The 20,817-nt window shown below is 39.4% G+C and carries 23 protein-coding genes; 17 read left to right on the top strand and 6 right to left on the bottom strand.

Translation table 11 applies throughout. The annotated features are described in order from the left end of the window. Positions 1–16: 16 nt before the first annotated feature. From yaaA to dnaA, 3 genes are all read right to left on the bottom strand, one after another. Positions 17–232, bottom strand: coding sequence for a S4 domain-containing protein YaaA (gene yaaA, locus ACTJJD_RS15285; protein ID WP_008347598.1), 216 nt, complete (start codon positions 230–232; stop codon positions 17–19). Positions 233–382: 150 nt separating this feature from the next. Beyond that, positions 383–1,519 (bottom strand): DNA polymerase III subunit beta, encoded by a 1,137-nt coding sequence (gene dnaN / locus ACTJJD_RS15280; protein WP_008347596.1) that lies wholly within the window; start codon positions 1,517–1,519, stop codon positions 383–385. Between the two features lie 196 nt (positions 1,520–1,715). Then, positions 1,716–3,056: a chromosomal replication initiator protein DnaA gene (dnaA, locus tag ACTJJD_RS15275; RefSeq protein ID WP_008347594.1), complete on the bottom strand. Its 1,341-nt coding sequence runs from the start codon at positions 3,054–3,056 to the stop codon at positions 1,716–1,718. Positions 3,057–3,676: 620 nt separating this feature from the next. Between dnaA and rpmH the strand changes: the two genes are divergently transcribed. The 11 genes from rpmH to ACTJJD_RS15220 all read left to right on the top strand — a co-directional run bounded on the left by rpmH (position 3,677) and on the right by ACTJJD_RS15220 (position 14,016). Next, a complete protein-coding gene (gene rpmH / locus ACTJJD_RS15270; protein WP_008360908.1) occupies positions 3,677–3,811 on the top strand; it encodes a 50S ribosomal protein L34 in 135 nt (44 codons plus the stop codon). A 78-nt stretch (positions 3,812–3,889) separates the two neighbouring features. Continuing rightward, complete coding sequence (rnpA, locus tag ACTJJD_RS15265) at positions 3,890–4,249, top strand: ribonuclease P protein component (protein WP_008347592.1); 360 nt, start codon at positions 3,890–3,892, stop codon at positions 4,247–4,249. A gap of 158 nt (positions 4,250–4,407) precedes the next feature. Next, positions 4,408–5,190, top strand: a complete 783-nt coding sequence (gene spoIIIJ, locus ACTJJD_RS15260; protein ID WP_089374159.1) for a YidC family membrane integrase SpoIIIJ — start codon at positions 4,408–4,410, stop codon at positions 5,188–5,190. Then, on the top strand, positions 5,187–5,810 hold the full coding sequence (jag, locus tag ACTJJD_RS15255) for an RNA-binding cell elongation regulator Jag/EloR (RefSeq protein WP_057078773.1): 624 nt from the start codon (positions 5,187–5,189) through the stop codon (positions 5,808–5,810). The genes spoIIIJ and jag overlap by 4 nt, the downstream gene beginning before the upstream one ends. Positions 5,811–6,212: 402 nt before the next feature. Continuing rightward, positions 6,213–7,592, top strand: coding sequence for a tRNA uridine-5-carboxymethylaminomethyl(34) synthesis GTPase MnmE (gene mnmE, locus ACTJJD_RS15250; RefSeq protein ID WP_017359868.1), 1,380 nt, complete (start codon positions 6,213–6,215; stop codon positions 7,590–7,592). Between the two features lie 17 nt (positions 7,593–7,609). Continuing rightward, positions 7,610–9,496, top strand: a complete 1,887-nt coding sequence (gene mnmG / locus ACTJJD_RS15245) for a tRNA uridine-5-carboxymethylaminomethyl(34) synthesis enzyme MnmG (RefSeq protein WP_039169033.1) — start codon at positions 7,610–7,612, stop codon at positions 9,494–9,496. Between the two features lie 13 nt (positions 9,497–9,509). Further along, the gene (gene rsmG, locus ACTJJD_RS15240) at positions 9,510–10,229 is read left to right on the top strand and encodes a 16S rRNA (guanine(527)-N(7))-methyltransferase RsmG (protein WP_007497477.1); all 720 of its coding nucleotides are present in this window, start codon (positions 9,510–9,512) and stop codon (positions 10,227–10,229) included. A gap of 105 nt (positions 10,230–10,334) precedes the next feature. After that, the gene (gene noc / locus ACTJJD_RS15235) at positions 10,335–11,210 is read left to right on the top strand and encodes a nucleoid occlusion protein (RefSeq protein WP_024718432.1); all 876 of its coding nucleotides are present in this window, start codon (positions 10,335–10,337) and stop codon (positions 11,208–11,210) included. 128 nt (positions 11,211–11,338) lie between these two features. Beyond that, positions 11,339–12,172, top strand: coding sequence for an orthopoxovirus pf05708 family protein (locus tag ACTJJD_RS15230; protein ID WP_440608608.1), 834 nt, complete (start codon positions 11,339–11,341; stop codon positions 12,170–12,172). 235 nt (positions 12,173–12,407) lie between these two features. Beyond that, complete coding sequence (soj, locus tag ACTJJD_RS15225) at positions 12,408–13,169, top strand: sporulation initiation inhibitor protein Soj (RefSeq protein ID WP_008360890.1); 762 nt, start codon at positions 12,408–12,410, stop codon at positions 13,167–13,169. Continuing rightward, positions 13,162–14,016, top strand: coding sequence for a ParB/RepB/Spo0J family partition protein (locus ACTJJD_RS15220; RefSeq protein WP_008347572.1), 855 nt, complete (start codon positions 13,162–13,164; stop codon positions 14,014–14,016). The genes soj and ACTJJD_RS15220 overlap by 8 nt, the downstream gene beginning before the upstream one ends. A gap of 25 nt (positions 14,017–14,041) precedes the next feature. On the opposite strand, the gene yyaC is transcribed toward ACTJJD_RS15220, so the two are convergent. Continuing rightward, complete coding sequence (gene yyaC / locus ACTJJD_RS15215; RefSeq protein ID WP_025208343.1) at positions 14,042–14,668, bottom strand: spore protease YyaC; 627 nt, start codon at positions 14,666–14,668, stop codon at positions 14,042–14,044. A 72-nt stretch (positions 14,669–14,740) separates the two neighbouring features. Here yyaC and ACTJJD_RS15210 point away from each other — a divergent pair, with 72 nt between their 5' ends. Further along, on the top strand, positions 14,741–15,796 hold the full coding sequence (locus ACTJJD_RS15210; RefSeq protein WP_079919768.1) for a YkvI family membrane protein: 1,056 nt from the start codon (positions 14,741–14,743) through the stop codon (positions 15,794–15,796). Between the two features lie 25 nt (positions 15,797–15,821). Here ACTJJD_RS15210 and ACTJJD_RS15205 read toward each other — a convergent pair whose 3' ends face one another. Both ACTJJD_RS15205 and ACTJJD_RS15200 read right to left on the bottom strand, forming a co-directional pair. Then, a complete protein-coding gene (locus ACTJJD_RS15205) occupies positions 15,822–16,232 on the bottom strand; it encodes a hypothetical protein (protein WP_440608607.1) in 411 nt (136 codons plus the stop codon). A gap of 15 nt (positions 16,233–16,247) precedes the next feature. Continuing rightward, positions 16,248–17,567 (bottom strand): hydrolase, encoded by a 1,320-nt coding sequence (locus ACTJJD_RS15200; protein ID WP_440608606.1) that lies wholly within the window; start codon positions 17,565–17,567, stop codon positions 16,248–16,250. A 294-nt stretch (positions 17,568–17,861) separates the two neighbouring features. Here ACTJJD_RS15200 and ACTJJD_RS15195 point away from each other — a divergent pair, with 294 nt between their 5' ends. From ACTJJD_RS15195 to rpsR, 5 genes are all read left to right on the top strand, one after another. Continuing rightward, a complete protein-coding gene (locus tag ACTJJD_RS15195) occupies positions 17,862–18,068 on the top strand; it encodes a DUF951 domain-containing protein (RefSeq protein ID WP_008347561.1) in 207 nt (68 codons plus the stop codon). Between the two features lie 215 nt (positions 18,069–18,283). Then, entirely contained in the window at positions 18,284–19,384 is a 1,101-nt protein-coding gene (gene ychF / locus ACTJJD_RS15190) for a redox-regulated ATPase YchF (RefSeq protein WP_007497458.1), read from the top strand. A gap of 108 nt (positions 19,385–19,492) precedes the next feature. After that, positions 19,493–19,780: a 30S ribosomal protein S6 gene (gene rpsF, locus ACTJJD_RS15185; RefSeq protein ID WP_008347557.1), complete on the top strand. Its 288-nt coding sequence runs from the start codon at positions 19,493–19,495 to the stop codon at positions 19,778–19,780. 36 nt (positions 19,781–19,816) lie between these two features. Continuing rightward, positions 19,817–20,359 carry a single-stranded DNA-binding protein SsbA gene (gene ssbA / locus ACTJJD_RS15180; protein ID WP_007497456.1) on the top strand — a complete coding sequence of 181 codons (543 nt, stop codon included), beginning with the start codon at positions 19,817–19,819 and terminating at the stop codon, positions 20,357–20,359. A gap of 41 nt (positions 20,360–20,400) precedes the next feature. Next, positions 20,401–20,640, top strand: coding sequence for a 30S ribosomal protein S18 (gene rpsR / locus ACTJJD_RS15175; protein WP_008347556.1), 240 nt, complete (start codon positions 20,401–20,403; stop codon positions 20,638–20,640). The last annotated feature ends 177 nt before the right edge of the window (positions 20,641–20,817 follow it).

The following is a 20,817-nucleotide window of genomic DNA, read 5'->3' as shown; positions in this document are numbered from 1 at the left end:
GTATTGTCACCCGTTTCTAATTCACAACTTGAAATGTGCCGTGACCTTCTATCTCGACAACATCACCTGGGTATAATTTGCGTCCCCGTCTATTATCTGGCTCTTGATTGATGAACACCTCATGTTCACTTAAAAACCACTTCGCCATTCCACCAGATTGAATGACTTCGGCTAATTTCAAAAACTGCCCTAATGTAATCATTTCTGTTTCAATCGTTATCAGATTAGGCATTGTATCGACCTCTTTCAATATCACTAATATCTAATTGTACTAAAAAACAAGACAAGAAGGAAAGGGGGAAAGCGAACTGGGATGAAAGAAAGCTGAGGAAATGAGGAAAAAAGCTGCTGTGCGCTCACACAGCAGCCATTTTAGACCAAATTAATACGTTCTAACTGGAAGAATCAATTGCAAAATGGAATCATCATTTGGCGTGCGTAATAGGAATGGTCTCATTGCGCCAGTGAAACTGACATGAATCTCTGTTCCCTCTAATACTTTTAAAGCATCAAGCATATATTTCGGACTGAAAGAGATTTTGAGATCCTCCCCTTTAATGTCATCTGCTTGCACCGTTTCAACTACTTTACCGATTTCAGGCGAATTAGAAGAAATTTCAAGGCTTTGCGCAGGATCAGCAGAAAGCTTCACAACGTTGTTACGCCCTTCTCTTGCTAAAAGTGACGCGCGATCAATCGCTTGAAGGAATTCTTTCGTATTCACCACTACATCCGTTTTACTTTCTTGCGGAATGAGGCGAGCTGTATCTGGGTAATTACCATCCAGCAATCTTGAGAAGAACAGCACGTTCTGTGCTTTAAAGAGAACCTGTGTCTCCGTAATGACGATGCTCACAAGATCTTGTCCATCATCAAGAATTTTACTTAGCTCTGTTAAACTCTTTCCAGGAATGACCACATTGTACGAGCTTTCCTCGTTAATATCCAACTTCGCTTTTCTTAAAGCAAGACGATGACTATCCGTTGCTGTGCATATTAATTCACCTTTTTCAACCTTCCAGTTTACACCTGTCAAGATAGGTCGTGTTTCTGAGGTGGACACTGCGAAAACCGTTTGACGGATAAGGTTTTTAAGCAAATCTGTTGGAATTTGAAAAGCATGATGCTCTTCAATTTGTGGCAGATGCGGATATTCTTCAGCATCTAAGCCGTTTAAATTAAATTCTGCTGAACCAGAGCGGATGATGGTCAGATGATTTTGTTCTACCTCAATTTCGACAGTAGACATAGGCAGTTTCTTAACGATTTCGCTAAAGAAACGGGCTTGCAGCACAATACTTCCTGGTCGATCAATTGTAATGACTTCTAAATCTCCATCTCTTTGAGGAATAAAAGATTCGATTGAGATATCAGAATCGCTCCCTGTGAGAGAAACCCCTTCGTCAGATGCAACAATTTTAATCCCTGTCAAAATAGGAATCGTTGTTCTAGAGGATACGGCCTTTAATACATCTTGGACACTTTCAACAAGACGATCTTTTTGAATCGTGAATTTCATAGTGGTCCTCCTAATTTTTCTTAATGACATGTATATATATTTATTTAATAAAAATCGTAGAAGTACTAGTAGGGCTTGTGAATATGTGGATAAGTCAGTAGAAAGAAAGGAAAGACAGCCTATCCACATGTGGACAGACTGTGTATGACTATGCTCTAGTTATTCACATTTTCCCGTACTTATCTTATCAGCTTGATTATTTTAGTTGTTCTTTGATCTCTTTGACATGCTGCTGAAGCTGTTCATCTTCAACGATTAGTTTTGAAATTTTCTCATGAGCATGAATGACGGTCGTATGATCTCGTCCACCAAATTCTTCTCCGATTTTAGGTAGAGAGGAATCTGTCATTTCTCTAGAGAGATACATCGCAATTTGTCTTGGATAAGCAACTGATTTCGTACGTTTCTTCGCTTTGAAATCTTCTAATCGAATATTAAATTGCTGCCCTACAATTCTTTGAATATCTTTAATTGTAATCACCTTAGGTTTCGATGAAGGAATGATGTCCTTTAGGGCTTCAGCTGCTAGATCAGCATTGATGTCTTTATTGATTAAAGAAGAGTAAGCAACAACACGAATCAAAGCACCTTCCAGTTCCCGAATGTTGCTGTCGATTTGATTGGCAATATAAAGCATGACTTCATTCGGAATGTCTAAACCTTCTGCTTTTGCTTTTTTACGTAAGATCGCAATACGCGTTTCTAGATCTGGCGGGGTAATGTCTGTAATTAAGCCCCATTCGAATCGAGAGCGTAATCTGTCTTCAAGTGTCGGAATTTCCTTTGGCGGACGGTCACTAGAAATGACGATTTGCTTACTTTCTTCGTGAAGTGTGTTGAATGTATGGAAAAACTCTTCTTGTGTTTGTTCTTTTCCTGCTAAAAATTGAATATCATCTATCAAAAGCACATCTACATTCCGATAGCGATTACGGAAATCGACTGCTTTGTTGTCTCGGATTGAGTTGATAAATTCATTTGTAAATTTTTCAGATGATAGATAGACCACTTTGGCTGATGGATTATGGTCGATGACGTAATGACCGATCGCATGCATTAAGTGAGTCTTTCCTAAACCAACGCCCCCATAAATAAAAAGCGGGTTATATGCTTTTGCTGGTGCTTCTGCGACTGCAAGTGAAGCGGCATGAGCAAAACGGTTGCCTGAACCAATAACAAAAGTATCAAATGTATATTTTGGATTCAGCATATTTTGTGGAATTTCAACGGGTTCTTCTTTCGACATTTTTTTGATTGGAGATTTTGGCATGGCTTCCTCTTCGTCCTGATTTTGAGGAATGATAAATTTGATGCTGAGCTCTTCGCCTGTCAGTTCATAGATGGTATCTGCAATTAAGTGAAGGTATCTTGACTCGAGCCAGTCTCTTGCAAATTCATTAGGTGCAGTAATAGTCAGCGTATCTCCTTGAAGAGAATGGGCTTTAGTGGACTTCATCCATGTTTCAAAACTAGGTTTGCTCAATTTTGTCTCTATTTTTTGAAGTGCTTTATTCCACAGATCCAAAATATTTTCCATAAGGCTTCTCCCCCCTCCTTTTCTTTTTAAAATGACCAGTATCAAACTGTTATAGAACACGAAAAAGAGCAAATGGTCATCACCATTCGTGCACATACTTTGTTGAAAACAATTAATATAGTAGAAAAACGTCTTTTCGACAAATTACACAGGTTGTGGATAAACAATTCAACAAGCTGTGTAATAACTTTCCACAGGTTATCCACAAATTGTGGATAAGATAAATAGGCCAGATAAGTAATTAAGAGTTAAAACACAAATATAATATCAAAATAAACAAGATGGTGCAATGGGTGTCACAAACTTATCCACACACTTTACATGCTGTTGAAAAATAATTATCCACATAGGTTATTTGTGTGAAAAAAATGTCGATAATGGATGTGGATAGTCAAAATATGCCGGAAAAATATCCACAACCTTGTTTTGAAGGTTTTTTTGAAGGAAAAAAAGAATAAAATGCTGGAAACTAAAAAAGAAGGTTTCTTCACTTGATAACTTGTGTTATGCTTATAAGGTTGATAATAAGAGTTTTATCATTGATATTGACAATCGATGGGTTACACAAATATAATGAGTTAGACTGTCTTAAACAGCTATTCCTCAGGGAGGTGTCATAAATGAAAAGAACGTTTCAACCAAATAACCGTAAGCGTAGTAAAGTTCATGGCTTCCGCAGCCGTATGAGTTCTAAAAACGGACGTCTAGTTTTAAAGCGACGCCGCAGCAAAGGTAGAAAAAAATTATCAGCTTAGGCCACTGAATAATGTCAGTGGTCTTTTTTACATAAAATCGTAAATGAACTGTCAGTTTTTATCGGAGTGGAAGAAAACATGAAGAAGCGAAACAGGCTAAAAAAAAATGAAGAGTTTCAAACAGTGTTCAAAAAAGGTCAATCAATGGCTAATCGCCAATTCGTCATTTATCAGCTGGACCAACCAAATCAAGAAGAACTGCGTTTAGGATTGTCTGTCAGTAAGAAGATAGGTAATGCAGTGATAAGAAACCGGATTAAACGACTAATCCGTCAGGTGTTCTTAGAGGAAGGTCATAAGCTAAAGCAAGAAAAAGACTACATTGTTATCGCACGAAAGCCAGCAAGCGAATTGACCTTTGAAGAAACAAAGAAGTCTCTCCAGCATTTATTTAGAAAATCCGCTGTTTATCAACAACAACCGAAAAAGTCTTCGTAATAGAAACTTTCGTTGAATCAATTTTTAAAAGCGCTTCCTTCATCTAGTGAATTAAAATGAAACCACCACTTTGTAATGAAAAAATGTTACCATACTGATTAGGTGAGTCACTTTCGTAATCAATTCCAACTTAAATAAAGTTTGAAGTAATGGGAGGAATCTTGTTGAAAAGGCGATTATTACTAATATTTAGCTTGATTGGCGTGTTGGTTCTATTGGCAGGATGTACACAAATCAATGAACCAATCACATCAGATAGTAAGGGATTCTGGAATTCTTACATTGTATACCCGCTATCTCAATTAATCACTTACATGGCAAACTTAACTGGTGAAAACTATGGTGTAGCGATTATTATTGTAACTCTTTTGATTCGTTTGCTCATTTTACCATTAATGATTAAACAGTTAAGAAGTACAAAAGCAATGCAAGCACTTCAGCCAGAACTAAAGAAGCTTCGTGAAAAATATAGCTCAAAAGACCAGAAAACACAGCAGCAGCTTCAACAGGAAACAATGGCTCTTTTCCAAAAGAATGGTGTAAATCCATTAGCAGGGTGTTTCCCAATCTTAATTCAAATGCCAATCTTAATTGGTTTTTATCATGCGATCATGAGAACAGCTGAAATCAAGAAGCATACTTTCTTATGGTTTGACTTAGGCAGTCCAGATCCATTATTCCTGTTACCGATTATTGCAGGTGTAGCTACTTTTATTCAGCAGAAGCTAATGATGGCTGGCAATCCTTCGGACAACCCTCAAATGGCGATTATGCTTTGGGTGATGCCAATTATGATCATTGTATTTGCAATCAGTTTCCCAGCGGCACTTTCACTGTACTGGGTTGTAGGTAACATTTTCATGATCATTCAAACGTTGGTCATTAAAACACCTCAAGTAAAAGTTGATACAAAAGAAAAAGCTGGCGGGAACAAAAAATGAAGGAAATAACTGCTGTCGGTCGCACAGTCGAAGAAGCAGTAGATTCCGGACTGAAACAAATTCAACTACTACAAGAAGAAGTAGATATCACAATAGTAGATGAAGGAAACAAAGGGTTTTTAGGATTATTTGGTAAAAGACAAGCTGTTGTCAAGTTAGTAGAAAAGCGAGATGCGCTCAAATTAGCAACACAGTATTTAGATAAAATTGTTAAATCAATTGATCCTAAAGCAAACATTGTTTCGAAAAAAGAAACGAAAAAGATCTCTTTTCACATTAATGGAGACAAAACTTCATTAATGATTGGAAAAAGAGGACAAACACTGTACTCTTTAGAAACCTTGGTGCAGTTAGTGTTTAATCGTTATTCTGATCAGTATCATCATATTACAATTGATATTGGAGATTATAGGAAGAAACGACAAGAAGCACTTGAACAATATGCAATCAAAACGGCAAACCGTGTTTTAAAAACGAAGAGAAAGGTTCATTTAGAACCGATGCCTTCGAATGAACGAAAAGTCGTTCATGATACGATTGCAGCATTTTCTAAAGAACTTGCCACGGCATCCGAAGATACAGGCAGCAAGCGTCATGTTGTTGTGATGTATAAAAAATAGCAGAAAGGCTAAGATTCAGCAAAGCTGGATTTTAGTCTTTTTTTATTGAAAAATTACCTTTTAATAGTAGATTCCTCCTTTATTTCTAAAAAGTTAGTGTGTTATTTAGATCGAAAACGTCATTTTCCCTTAGTTGCAAAGGGAGAAGGACGTTTTAATTTATTGGATTTAGGTGTAAGATGTGAAGACAAGTTTAGAACGTCGTTATTCACATGTGGATAAGTTAAGTGTTAAAATAGACAGGGTGCAAAACTGTGGATAATTAAATGTGGGCTACTTTCGCTTCGCATGCATTTGTGGTATCTTTAAATTTTGGATTAAGCGTTTTTGATATAGAGATGGACAACGTCCATTTAATAGATATAAGACTGTCTATTGAATAGAGAAAGAGGTGAATGAGCGGTGGATACAATTGCAGCAATTTCTACACCAATGGGTGAAGGGGCAATTGCCATTATACGTTTAAGCGGGCCTGATGCAGTTCAGATTGCTGATCGCATGTATAAGGGGCCTAAGGAGAAAAAACTTGTATCAGTGGATTCTCATACCATTCATTATGGTCATATTGTAGATTCAAGTACCGAGCAAGTGATAGAAGAGGTCATGGTGTCTGTATTAAGAGCACCAAAAACATTTACGAGAGAAGACGTTATTGAGATCAACTGCCATGGCGGAATTGTCACGGTCAATAAAGTCTTGCAGCTTGCTTTAAAAGAAGGAGCGAGATTAGCGGAGCCAGGTGAGTTTACAAAACGTGCTTTCCTAAATGGAAGAATCGACTTGTCACAAGCAGAAGCCGTAATGGACTTGATTCGTGCAAAGACTGACCGTGCGATGAATGTCGCAATGACTCAAATGGAGGGACGTCTCTCCGGTTTGATTAAACGTCTTCGTGGTGAGATATTGGAGACACTTGCCCATGTAGAAGTGAATATTGATTATCCAGAGTATGACGATGTGGAAGAAATGACACATCGAGTCTTAGTTGAAAAGGCGACATCTGTGAAAAAGGAAATTGAATCGCTTCTAACGACTTCACAGCAGGGGAAAATCCTACGTGAGGGTTTATCTACTGTTATTATTGGAAGGCCAAATGTTGGGAAGTCTTCCTTATTAAATAGTCTTGTTCAGGAAACAAAGGCGATTGTGACCGATATTCCTGGAACAACCAGAGATGTCATCGAGGAATATGTGAATGTAAGAGGAGTGCCGCTCCGTTTAGTAGATACTGCAGGTATACGTGAGACTGAAGACATTGTTGAGCGTATTGGGGTCGAACGATCAAGACAGGTCTTAAAAGAAGCTGACCTGATTTTACTTGTGCTCAATTATAGTGAAGAGTTATCTGAGGAAGATATTAAGCTATTTGAGGCTGTCTCGGGTATGGATATTATTGTGATTGTCAATAAGACTGATCTTGAGCCTAAACTTGATGTAGAAAAAGTAAAAGAGTTAGCGAAAGATCGTCCAGTCGTGACAACATCTTTATTACAAGAAAAAGGGATTGATGAGCTTGAAATGGCCATTCAATCTTTATTCTTCACTGGCTCAATTGAAAGTGGAGATTTAACGTATGTAAGCAATACTAGGCATATTGCGCTCCTTCAAGAAGCAAAACAATCGATTGAGGATGCTCTAGAAGGAATTGAAATGGATGTACCGATCGACATTGTTCAAATAGATTTAACACGCTGTTGGGAGCAGCTAGGTGAAATTATTGGGGATGCTGTTCATGAAAGCTTAATTGATCAGTTATTCTCTCAATTCTGTTTAGGAAAGTAAAGGGAGGAACAAAAGAAATGGGTTATGAAGCTGGCCAATATGATGTAATCGTCGTCGGTGCCGGTCATGCTGGTGTTGAGGCTGCTCTTGCTTCTGCAAGACAGGGCGCCAAAACACTTGTATTGACCATCAATCTTGATATGGTTGCTTTTATGCCATGTAATCCGTCCGTAGGAGGTCCCGCTAAAGGGATTGTCGTCAGAGAAATTGATGCGCTAGGCGGGGAAATGGCACGAAATATAGATAAGACGCATATTCAAATGCGTATGCTGAATACTGGGAAAGGACCTGCTGTCCGTGCGTTAAGAGCGCAAGCAGATAAGTTTCAATATCAGCACGAAATGAAAAAAACAATGGAAAATGAACCAAACCTAACAATGCTGCAAGGGATGGTAGACCATTTAATTGTAGAAGATGATGAATGTAAAGGTGTTGTGACTCAAACAGGTGCAAATTATCGCGCGAAGTCTGTTGTTCTAACGACTGGTACTTTCTTAAAAGGCCGCATTATTTTAGGGGATCTTTCTTATTCAAGCGGTCCTAATAATCAGCAGCCTTCCATTAAATTATCGGATCATCTAGCAGAATTAGGATTCGATTTGGTTCGCTTTAAAACTGGGACACCACCTCGAGTAAACAGCCACTCGATTGATTATAGTAAGACGGAAATTCAACCAGGTGACGATGTACCACGTGCGTTTTCTTATGAAACTGTGGAATATATTACAGATCAATTACCATGCTGGTTAACATACACGAGTTTAGAGACTCATCAAATTATTGATGAGAATCTTCACCGTTCTCCTATGTATTCAGGTATGATTAAAGGAACAGGTCCTAGATACTGCCCGTCTATTGAGGATAAGGTGGTTCGTTTTAATGATAAACCGAGACATCAAATTTTCTTAGAGCCAGAAGGCCGTAATACGCAAGAAGTGTATGTTCAAGGTTTATCTACAAGTCTGCCAGAGGATGTACAGCAGCGAATGCTGTCAACCATTCCAGGGCTTGAAAATGTACAAATGATGCGAGCGGGTTATGCCATTGAGTATGATGCGATTGTGCCTACACAATTGTGGCCGACACTTGAGACGAAGAAAATTTCTGGATTATATACAGCTGGCCAAATTAATGGTACCTCTGGTTATGAGGAAGCTGCAGGTCAAGGAATTATGGCAGGTATCAATGCAGGAAGAAAAGCATTGGGTAAAGAAGAAGTCATTTTAAGCCGATCTGATGCATATATCGGTGTTCTCATTGATGATCTTGTCACGAAGGGTACAAATGAACCTTACCGTCTTTTAACTTCTCGTGCAGAGTACCGCTTACTTCTGCGTCATGACAATGCTGATTTAAGATTAACGGAACTTGGATATAACATTGGTTTAATTTCTGAAGAGAGATTCCAAGCATTCACACAGAAAAAAGAGGCTATTGAAGCAGAGAAAAAACGTTTATATTCTGTCATTATTAAACCTACAGCAGAGACACAGGAATATATCCGTTCTCTTGGTGGAAGTGAATTGAAGGACGGTATTCGCGCTAGTGATCTGATGAAGCGTCCAGAGATGAACTATGAATCTGTTGTGAAACTAGCTCCTGCTGACACACCGCTTCCTGCTGATGTGTGTGAACAGGTAGAGATTCAAATTAAATATGAAGGTTATATTGAAAAGTCGCTCCAACAAGTTGAAAAGCTGAAAAAGATGGAAAATAAAAAGATTCCGGATCGAATCGATTATGATGCCATCAAAGGGATTGCAACTGAAGCGAAGCAAAAGCTAAAAGAAGTCCGACCGCTTTCTGTTGCACAGGCTTCTCGTATTTCAGGCGTTAACCCTGCTGATATTTCTATCCTTTTAGTGTATTTGGAGCAGGGACGTATTGCGAAGATAGCAGAGTAGAAAGGATGTCGGCATGAACATTGAACAATTTACAGCAGCACTAGAGGAGAAAGGGATCACTCTTTCTCCAGTGCAGCTTGAACAATTTGAAACTTACTTCCATATGCTTGTAGAATGGAACGAGAAGATGAATTTAACGTCCATTACAGAAAAGGAAGAAGTATATTTAAAGCATTTTTATGACTCGATATCAGCAGCATTTTTTATTGATTTTCACAATGTGACAACAATTTGTGATATTGGAGCTGGTGCTGGTTTTCCAAGCATTCCTCTTAAAATTTGTTTCCCTCATCTACATGTGACCATTGTTGATTCTCTCCAGAAACGCATTACGTTTCTCAATGAGTTAGCAAAAGGGTTAAACTTACAAGATACTACTTTTTATCATGATCGTGCGGAGACCTTTGGGCAACGTAAAGATCAACGTGAAAGCTATGACCTTGTCACCGCTAGAGCAGTTGCGCGCTTATCTGTCTTGAGCGAACTATGCCTGCCTCTTGTGAAAAAGGAAGGATTGTTTGTTGCATTAAAAGCATCTGCTGCAGATGAAGAGATGCAAGCAGGAAAAAAAGCCGTCACTGTCCTCGGAGGAGAGGTTGTTGAAAAGCATTCCTTTGTTCTTCCTTTAGAAGAAAGCGAACGGAACATCATTGTCATTGAAAAGAAAAAACAAACACCAAAAAAATATCCTAGAAAACCAGGAACGCCTAATAAATCACCAATAGAGGGTTGATCATGTAAAAGGTCGGTTTTTCTTCAATATTTATGATTTTACAGAAGGAAAAAACATGAGAAAATAGAATTATAAAAAGGTAGTTTTTAAAGGTGGTGTAGGTTCATGAAGCATTCACTCTCACGCTTCTTCGGGCTTGGTGACAAAGAACATCCTGAGCGTGATACCGAAATAGAGGCAGAGATTGCTGAGCATGAAACATTAAAGGAAGAGATACAGGAGCTCCCGGTCGACACAATTATGCCTAACCGTTTTCAGCCACGCACCATTTTTTCAGAAGAAAAGATACAAGAGCTGGCCACAACCATTCATACCCATGGCATTATTCAACCGATTGTTGTTAGACCAACAGAAGAAGAAGGAAAATATGAACTGATCGCCGGCGAAAGACGTTGGAGAGCGGTACAAACTCTTCAATGGGAGAAGATCCCCGCTATTATAAAAGATTTTACTGATACGGAAACGGCATCTGTGGCATTGATTGAAAATTTGCAAAGAGAAGAGCTGTCTGCAATTGAAGAGGCTCATGCTTATGCACGTCTTTTAGAGCTTCATGATTTAACGCAAGAAGCGCTTGCTCAGCGTTTAGGTAAGGGACAATCGACTGTTGCAAACAAACTAAGACTTTTAAAGTTGCCTGAAGAGGTACAGCAAGCCATTTTGGAGAAAAAAATCTCTGAGAGACATGCCCGTTCACTTGTACCTCTAAAGCTGCCAGAATTACAGATCACGCTGTTGCAGGAAATCATCGAAAAGCAGCTGAATGTGAAACAGACTGAAGAGCGTGTAGTGAAGATGCTTGAACAAAAAACAGATCGCAAACCGAAACCGAAACGTAAGGCGTTTAGCCGAGATACGCGAATTGCGATGAATACCATTCGTCAGTCTCTCCACATGGTAGAAGACAGCGGACTTAAAATAAATACCGAGGAAGAAGAATTTGAGGAATATATCCAATTAACGATTCGAATTCCTAAATAGAAAGAAGCTGATGAGCATTACTCGTCAGCTTTTTTGTCTTTCTCTCCCTTCAATTCATGATATTTACTTATTATTAATTAATTGGTAAAATATGATTTTCATAGTAGAAGGGAGGTGACATATAACCGATGAAAATGAAAAAGACTATTTTTGCTATTATCTGTTATTTACTAATCTCTTTTTCTCTTTTTTCAAATGAAACGACTGTGTTTGCTGTGAGCACGTCAACGAATCATGATACTCATTCAGCGGAAGAAACGATTACGAAAGAAGAACTGAGTACTCTGAAGAAACAAGGTGTGGTTTCGACAGATGTAACGGTTCAACAATTAAATCAAGAGCAAGCGTCTCAGGACGATGCGATCGATGTGATCACAGCTGATGATGATTTGGAGAACTATGGCTTACGGCAAAACAAACAGGATGAAATGGTAACAGATGAAGGGCCGAATACCATTCGCCACCTTTTTGGTAAACCGTATCCTGGAACCGATATTATGCCTCAAAAAGGAGATATATTGGTGACAAGCACTGGAGCTTTAAATGGTTTAATTGGTCATGCAGGCATCGTCATTAATGAGAAAAGCTATGCATCCATTCCTGGTTTCCGGCAGCATCCAAATATTGATTCCATTCAAAGCTGGTTTCGCTATAGTGCCAATACAAAGGTGATTCGGATTAATCATCAGAAAAAGGCAGATTTAGCAGGGGATTGGGCGCATGATTACGTGAAAGACCATCCGAAGGCTCGATATTCGATCACTATGTCTATTCAATCCTTGGACCCTACTTATTGTTCAAAGATTGTATGGCAGGCTTACGCGAAAACCGGGGACGCTGTTGGACATGCCACATTTACCATTAAAGCACCCTATGGTTTTTTGAAAAAGAAGAACTATAAAACAGTGACACCTAAAGTCATTGTAAGCGAAGGCCGAAAAATTGGCGGGCTAAACTTTTGATTGTATCTCCCTCACTTTTATGAAAGTGGGGGTTTTTTGTCTCGTTATTCCTTTAAAAAGATATATTAATATATCTTTGAAGCGCATTTTTATGCATCTATTCATGTACGGAAACACAGATTCATTCACGAATTTATAATGGGGGAACAAAAAAAGCAAACGTTTCATACTTTTTTTGATAGAATAGGAAGTATGAATGAATGAGAAACTTGTTAAGTTGAAAGTGGGTGACATCGTGGGGAAAATCATAGCGATTACCAACCAGAAGGGCGGCGTTGGGAAGACGACAACTTCTGTTAATTTGGGTGCGTGTTTAGCATACATAGGAAAACGAGTGTTGTTAGTTGATATTGATCCGCAGGGAAATGCCACGAGTGGTATTGGGATTGAGAAGGCCGACGTAGAGAAGTGCGTGTACGATATTTTAGTAGACGATGCAGATGTACTTGATGTGATTAAGACGACAGAGGTCGAAAATCTTGATGTCATTCCTGCGACGATACAGCTTGCAGGGGCTGAAATAGAGCTTGTGCCTACAATCTCACGTGAAGTGAGGCTGAAAAGAGCACTTGAATCTGTGAAGCAAAATTATGATTATATGATTATTGACTGCCCGCCATCGCTTGGATTACTGACGATTAATGCGTTAACTGCATCCGATTCTGTTTTAATACCGGTTCAGTGTGAATATTATGCGCTTGAAGGATTGAGTCAATTGTTGAATACGGTTCGTCTTGTGCAGAAACATTTAAATACCGACCTTGCCATTGAAGGTGTCTTACTGACAATGCTGGATGCAAGAACAAACCTTGGAATCCAAGTCATCGAAGAAGTAAAAAAATACTTTAGAGATAAAGTCTATCAGACTGTGATTCCGAGAAATGTGAGACTAAGTGAAGCGCCTAGTCATGGGAAACCTATTATCTTGTATGATCCACGTTCAAGAGGTGCAGATGTCTATTTAGACTTAGCAAAGGAAGTGGATGCGAATGGCTAAAGGTCTTGGAAAGGGTATTAATGCGCTATTTAACAATGTGGATGCCAATGAAGAAACTGTCGAAGAAATTAAGTTGAAGGATTTGCGGCCGAACCCTTATCAGCCAAGGAAAACGTTTGATGATGATGCATTGTCTGATCTTAAAGAATCGATTCAGCAGCATGGTGTTTTACAGCCGATTATTGTTCGTAAATCGATTAAAGGATATGACATTGTCGCAGGAGAACGCCGTTTCCGTGCAGCGCAACAAGCTGGTTTGACAACGATTCCTGCGATCGTCAGGGAATTTTCAGAAACACTGATGAGGGAGATCGCTCTTTTAGAAAACCTGCAGCGTGAGGATCTATCTCCACTAGAGGAAGCGGAAGCCTATGCCTCCTTACTAGATCACTTAAGTGTGACTCAAGAGGAATTAGCCAAGCGGTTAGGAAAAAGCAGACCGCATATTGCGAACCACCTTCGTTTATTAACATTACCAGATGAAGTACAAAAGCTGATTGCGGATGGAACATTATCCATGGGACATGGACGCACGCTGCTTAGTTTGAAAAACAAAAAGAAGCTGGCGCCATTGGTAAAGAAGGTCGTGGACGAAGGATTGAATGTCCGTCAGGTTGAGAAACTTGTTCAGCAATTAAATGAAAATGTTCCACGTGAAACAAAGAAAAAAGAAGCACCAAAGGATCGCGTGTTGAAAGAAAGAGAATCTTTCTTACAAAATTACTTTGGTACTTCAGTGACGATCAAGAAACAGAAGAAAAAGGGGAAAATTGAGATTGAATTTCTCTCAAATGAAGATTTAGAAAGAATCCTTGAATTGCTTTCTACGAGAGAATCATCGGAATGACCATCTTGATATGAGATGGTCTTTTTTATATTCTTCCCGTGATATTTTGAATAGGGGTAAAGAGAGAACGGCTTTTTTCTCTCGTCCAATCCATTTGATCAATGTGGGATAGACTTTCAGAAAGTGTATTGGCCATAGACATTACAAGATGAAGACGTGTGTTTTGGAGAACGAAGTATTCCATAAAACCGCTCACGTTGACGATTCCATTAATATGAATATTACCTACTTCTGGCAGCTCTTTTTGCACACCTGCACCGGGCTTTAACGGTCCTTCTCCAATTTGAAACGATCCTACACTTTTCACTCTCCCTAAACAGGCATCAACGGCTACGATAAATGGGTGTTTATGAGCTTGTTCAATTTCAGCGAGCTTTTCCTTTAAATTGACCGCATGCACTGGATCAGAGAGAGTGCCGTATACATGCAGCTTTTTTAAATCAAGACTTGAAAGCTTTGTTCCTACAAGTGGACCTAGAGAGTCACCGGTTGAGCGGTCTGTTCCTATGCAGACGATGGCAACGGGTCTTTTTCCTGCTTTCTGAAGATGCGAGAATAAAATACTTTTAAGCTGCTGAATGGCATTTGTATCCGTATGGGACACGTATTCTTTCACCCTATTTCTTAAAAAAAGACCGTTCTTGCTATTCATAGGTCTCACTTCCTTGTCATAGTAGTTAGTATCAGTATACGGAAACAAGCTTAATTCTATACCTATGAGGTGATGATTGTGTGGAAGGCTGGTTCAAGGTGGACGCTTTTAATTTTAGGAAGCTTGATAGGAGCGGGATATGCCTCCGGTCAAGAAATTTGGCAGTTTTTTGGCCTTGATAGCGGACTAGCCATTCTACTGTTTACGCTCATGTTTATGCTGTCTACCTATGTTGTGTTAAAAATCAGTTATGAGGTGCGTGCTGATCATTTTGTGCCGGTGTTAGAGCGTCTTGTAGGTCCTTGGCTGGCCAAGGTGTATGATATTTTAATTGTTCTTTATCTATTCACGACAACAACAGTCATGATTGCCGGTGGCGGGGTGACACTTGAGATGTATCATGTGCCATTTTGGGTTGGAATCGGTGCATTTTGTTTATTCTCATTTATGATTTTTTTCTGGGATGTGAAAGGGCTCTTATCTGTGAATGCTTTCATTATACCAATTTTGGTGGCGGGGCTCATCTATGCGTTTGTTTTTTATTATATGAATCATGATCATATGTGGAGAATTGATTTTGGCCAGCAATACAATTGGCCTGCCAGTATCGTCTTTGCTTCTTTGAATATATTATCTGTTGTGGCGGTGCTGTCTTCAGTGGGGAAAGAAATGAAGGGGCTTGGAGAGGCCAAGGTTGCAAGTATATTAAGCGGTTTGATTTTTGGTGTCATTTCTTATGTGTATAACGAAATACTAGTTGATATTTCTGGGAGTCTTTCAGCAGAGGGGATTCCTTTGTTTACAGTATTAGAGGGGGCACCAACATCATTGTTTGTGTTTATGACCATTGTTCTTTGTTTAGCGATTTATACAACAACCGCTGCGGGATTATTTGGTTTATCCAGCCGCATGCTCTCTTTTGTACGAATGCCCCGCTGGTTCATTGTATTCATCATGCTTCTTTTGATGGCACCTTTAACCTCTCTTGGATTTGCTGATTTGATTGCTTTCTTGTATCCGATTTACAGCTTGCTCAATCTTTATTTGCTTGTCTGTTTAATGCTGTATCCGATTTTAAGTAAAAAGATATTTTTTCGTTCTAAAAATTATACTGATAAAATAAAATAAGCACCTCTCTTTCAAAGAGAAGTGCTTATTTTATCCAAATGGAATCAATCGCTTCCTTGATATCGTCATATACAGGCATGTGCTGGAGACGCTGCATGCGTTCCTCTATTTCTGAGATGGCTTGTCCCTTTAAATGCTGGGATACATGCTGTTTGACAATGGTTGTCTGGTTCATCATGTCTTCTGTTTTGGACAATTGGTACTCCAAGTGCATGCGTGTGTTTGCCAATTCATCGTGAAGCCGCATTTTCAGCAATCGCTTTAAATCTTTTCGTTGTCCTTCTCTGCGCATGGCCTGAATAGCGGCAATTTCTTCAGGTGATTGCGATTGTGTTTGTGGTGCAGATTGACTTTCGAATACAGACATGGAGCGGCGGGCACTCACATTTTGCAAGAAACGCTGGGCGTCACTAGGAGGTTTATTTTGATTGATCATATGGCGACTCCTTTCTTAACGAATACCCATTTGCATCGCAAGGCGTCTATCTGCCTTGGCATAGTCATCACCCATTGTGTACATATGTCTTGAAAGGGTGGAAAGTTCTTGTTCGTAGTCTCTCAAGGTGTACAAGGCATTCAGTTGTTTTTCATGAGAATAAAAGGTTGATTGCGGCTGCTCCATCCTTACTTCCTCTAACAGTGCTTCTACATCGCTATGGGTTAATAAATCATAGTGACCGAAGCCGACAAGTCCTTTCAGTTCTTGTTTTACATGATGGACGGCATCTTTTACACTATCATCAATTCCATCTATTTTCTCAAATACAGTGTGTACTTCATGTTCAATAATACTTTGTAGATCATACGATGAATTTTTTAGTAAATGGGATTTTATGATAATTTCAAGCCCGTTTTGTGCATATGCACGGCCTGAATGGATTTCTTGTAAAAGCATCGCTGTAAAACTTGTATTGTGATCAAGCTGTTCATCTAAAATACGAGCGGTTCCATTCGGATGGAATGAATACCCATTTGCTTTAAATTCTCCTGAAACGAGAGCTAAAAATGCATTTGTATCAAACGATTCGTTCCACTCTATATTCATTGATGCAAAAGCTGATCTTAAAAAGGTGTCAATTTCTCTTGGTTTATATTTTATGGATTCTTGGACCGATCCCTGCTCCCGGGGCGGTACGGTGTACTTGACTTGTCCAACTCCATGATCATGGCGATTGAGTAAACCTACATAATGATTGGGTTGAATATATTCCGTGAGAGCATGGGTATATTTTCCTTCTACTGCTTTTTGCTGAATGGAAGGTGCCAGGCTGCTCCATATATTTGGGCTATCGAATGTGATGGCTTTTTTGACAGCTGGCTGTTCTGTCGCAATGTAAGCACAAACAGCACCGGCAAGCGCTTGTCCAGTGAGATAGATGGTTGCATTCGGGTGCTTCTGACAGACGTCCTCGATGTATTCCTTCCCTTTAAAAAAGACATGATCTTGTTTCCCGGCTAAGGATTTTCTTTCAATGGGGTAGGCATAATCCGTTTTTAACAATGATTGGGTAGCCGTTTGAACTTCTTGTGTCGATGTCACCGTCATTTGTTTTGGCAGAGGACAGTGAAACGCGACAATGAACTCATCTGACTGTTCCTGCTGCATCGTTAAACCATATAATTGATGATCTATTTTTAGAAAATCGTTGACAGTGAGCGTATGCTGACCTACTTCTATCGTATGGTTCTGCTGGTAATTCTCTGCGTTTCCAGCGTGATCGGATATGATTTTATAATCTTTGTCGGTTAATCTATCCTTTCGATTGACCATCGTACCTGCTCCCTCACATAACATTTATGCAGATATCATAAATCAAAAAATATGGAAAAACCACAGCGTTCTACCAATAAAAACCTTTTGACCTACAGTGTTTGTGACAATATTGAAAAAAAGCGGAGTTTAAGTAACTATTGGTCACAAATAAAATGATCTAAAAGAAGGGTTTTTTCTATAAAAAAGAACGGGATTGATACATGACAGCGGCTCTTTATTTTGTGCATTGCTCTCTATCGGCATTTTTTTGTACAATAGATTTAATGAAGTGAGCAAGAGAGGTGAATGCTGATGGCAGACAAAGCATTTGGGTTACATGACGTCGTTGAAATGAAAAAACCCCATCCATGTGGTGCCAATCGGTGGAAAGTCATTCGTTTGGGCATGGATATTCGTATTAAATGCGAAGGGTGTGGGCACAGCGTGATGATCCCAAGAAGAGATTTTGAACGAAAAATGAAGAAAATTCTCGTCAAGCATGAGGAGCCAACTGCTTAAGTAGGCCTCATGCTTTTTTGATGAAATTTGTCTTTTGTTCAGAGAAACAGATGCAATTTCTCATTTTAAAGCTCCGATTTAGTCTTTTTGGTAATGTTTCTTCTATTGAAAATGCATGATGGTTAGCTTGTCTTTTCATGTAAACCTACTTATAATTGCTCTAGGTTCATATTACGCAGTATAACGAGCACGTTTCATATAGAGGAGATGAAAGAATGGCTTTAACAGCTGGTATTGTTGGCTTACCTAACGTCGGGAAGTCAACGCTATTTAATGCAATTACACAGGCTGGAGCGGAGTCTGCTAACTATCCGTTCTGTACCATTGATCCAAACGTCGGAATTGTAGAAGTTCCAGACGAGCGTTTGCAAAAACTGACAGAATTAGTGCAGCCAAAAAAGACAGTTCCGACTGCTTTCGAATTCACTGATATTGCTGGTATTGTGAAAGGTGCATCTAAAGGAGAAGGTTTAGGGAATAAATTCCTTTCTCACATTCGTCAAGTAGATGCGATCTGTCACGTGGTGAGAGCTTTTGCTGATGATAACATTACACATGTGTCAGGTAAGGTTGACCCAGTGTCAGATATTGAAACGATTAATTTAGAATTGATTTTGGCTGATCTAGAAACGGTTGAAAAGCGTTTAACTCGTGTGAGTAAGCTTGCGAAACAAAAAGATAAGGAAGCGGTAGCTGAATTTGATATTTTGGAAAAGCTGAAGGACGCATTTGAAGCTGGAAAATCTGCAAGATCGGTTGAATTTACAGATGAGCAGCAGAAGCTTGTGAAGCAGCTTCATTTACTCACGTCAAAACCTATTCTGTATGTAGCAAATGTGAGTGAGGACGAAGTAGCAGATCAGGACGGAAACGAATATGTACAGCAAATTCGTGAGTTTGCATCTGGCGAAAACGCTGAAGTCATCGTCGTTTGTGCGAAGATTGAGTCTGAAATTGCAGAGCTTGAAGGAGAAGAGAAGCAAATGTTCCTTGAAGAGCTAGGCATCAAAGAATCAGGTTTAGATCAGTTGATTAAAGCGTCTTATTCACTTCTTGGCTTAGCTACGTATTTCACAGCAGGTGAGCAAGAAGTACGTGCTTGGACATTTAAAAAAGGAATGAAGGCGCCGGAATGTGCTGGAATCATTCATACGGACTTCGAGCGTGGATTTATTCGTGCTGAAACGGTTGCTTATGAAGATTTACTAGCTGGCGGAAGTATGTCTGCTGCAAAAGAAGCAGGAAAAGTTCGTTTAGAAGGTAAAGAATATATAGTGAAAGATGGAGACGTCATTCATTTCCGTTTTAACGTATAGGTTCTTGTCATAGGCAAAGTAATTTGTTATAATATACAATTGTGAGTAATATAATTTATTGCTCCTTGCCCGTATAGGGCCGCTTAGACCAAAAGGAGGTGCAATCAGATGAGAAAGTACGAAGTTATGTACATCATCCGCCCAACAGTTGACGATGAGGCTAAAAAAGCAGTTATCGACCGTTTTAATAACGTGTTAACTTCTAACGGTGCGGAGATCACTGGAACAAAGGATTGGGGTAAACGTCGTCTTGCATACGAAATCAACGATTTCCGTGAAGGCTTCTACCAAATCGTAAACGTTCAATCTGACGCTGCAGCAGTTCAAGAATTTGACCGCTTAGCTAAGATCAGTGACGATATCATTCGCCACATTGTTGTTAAAGAAGAAGAATAAATCATTGAAATATATATTTAAAGGTGGTCTTTCAATATGCTAAACCGTGTTGTATTGGTCGGAAGACTAACAAAAGACCCTGAGCTTCGCTACACGCCTAATGGTGCGGCTGTAGCCACGTTTACTCTAGCTGTGAATCGTACGTTTACGAATCAATCTGGAGAGCGTGAAGCCGATTTCATTAACTGTGTTACTTGGAGAAGACAAGCCGAGAACGTGGCTAATTTCTTGAAAAAAGGAAGTCTTGCCGGTGTAGACGGTCGCTTGCAGACAAGAAACTATGAAAACCAGCAAGGACAGCGTGTCTTCGTGACAGAAGTTCAAGCTGAAAGTGTTCAATTTCTTGAGCCTAAAAGCGGCGGTGCTGGTTCAGGTGGATACAGCGGCGGTGGCAATAGCGGAGGCCAGTATTATGGCGGCAGCCAAAATGATCAGAATCCATTTGGAAATGAACCAAGTCAAAATCCATATGGCAATCAAAACAACCAAAATCGTAATCAGGGAAATAGCTTCAATGATGACCCATTTGCGAATGATGGTAAACCGATTGACATCTCCGATGATGATTTGCCATTCTAATTGATCTGAAAAAAATGACCAAAGGAAAGGTGTGAAAACAAATGGCAGGTGGACGCAGAGGCGGTCGTGCGAAACGTCGTAAAGTATGTTTCTTTACTTCTAACGGAATCACGCACATCGATTACAAAGATGTTGATCTTCTTAGAAAGTTTGTTTCTGAGCGTGGTAAAATTTTACCTCGTCGTGTAACAGGAACTAGCGCTAAGTATCAACGTAAATTGACATTAGCGATTAAAAAATCACGTCAAATGGCATTACTTCCATACGTTACTGGTGAGTAAGTCGTTGACTTAAAAGCGAAGGGCCTTGAGCTCTTCGCTTTTTTTATTTGTCTCACTTTTATGAGAAAGTCGTTTCTGGCAGTCTAACTAGGGGAAGTATGTAAAAAGAGAGTCAACGTGACAGTTTGTTCTATACAAATACTAGGTTAATCTGTCATATTGGTATTTTAAAATATA

This window comes from Bacillus sp. 22446 (assembly GCF_052044955.1).
Classification (GTDB): Bacteria; Bacillota; Bacilli; order Bacillales; family Bacillaceae; genus Bacillus; species Bacillus altitudinis.
The sequence above is the reverse complement of the archived record's forward strand: the minus strand, read 5'-3'. Positions and strand labels throughout refer to the sequence as shown.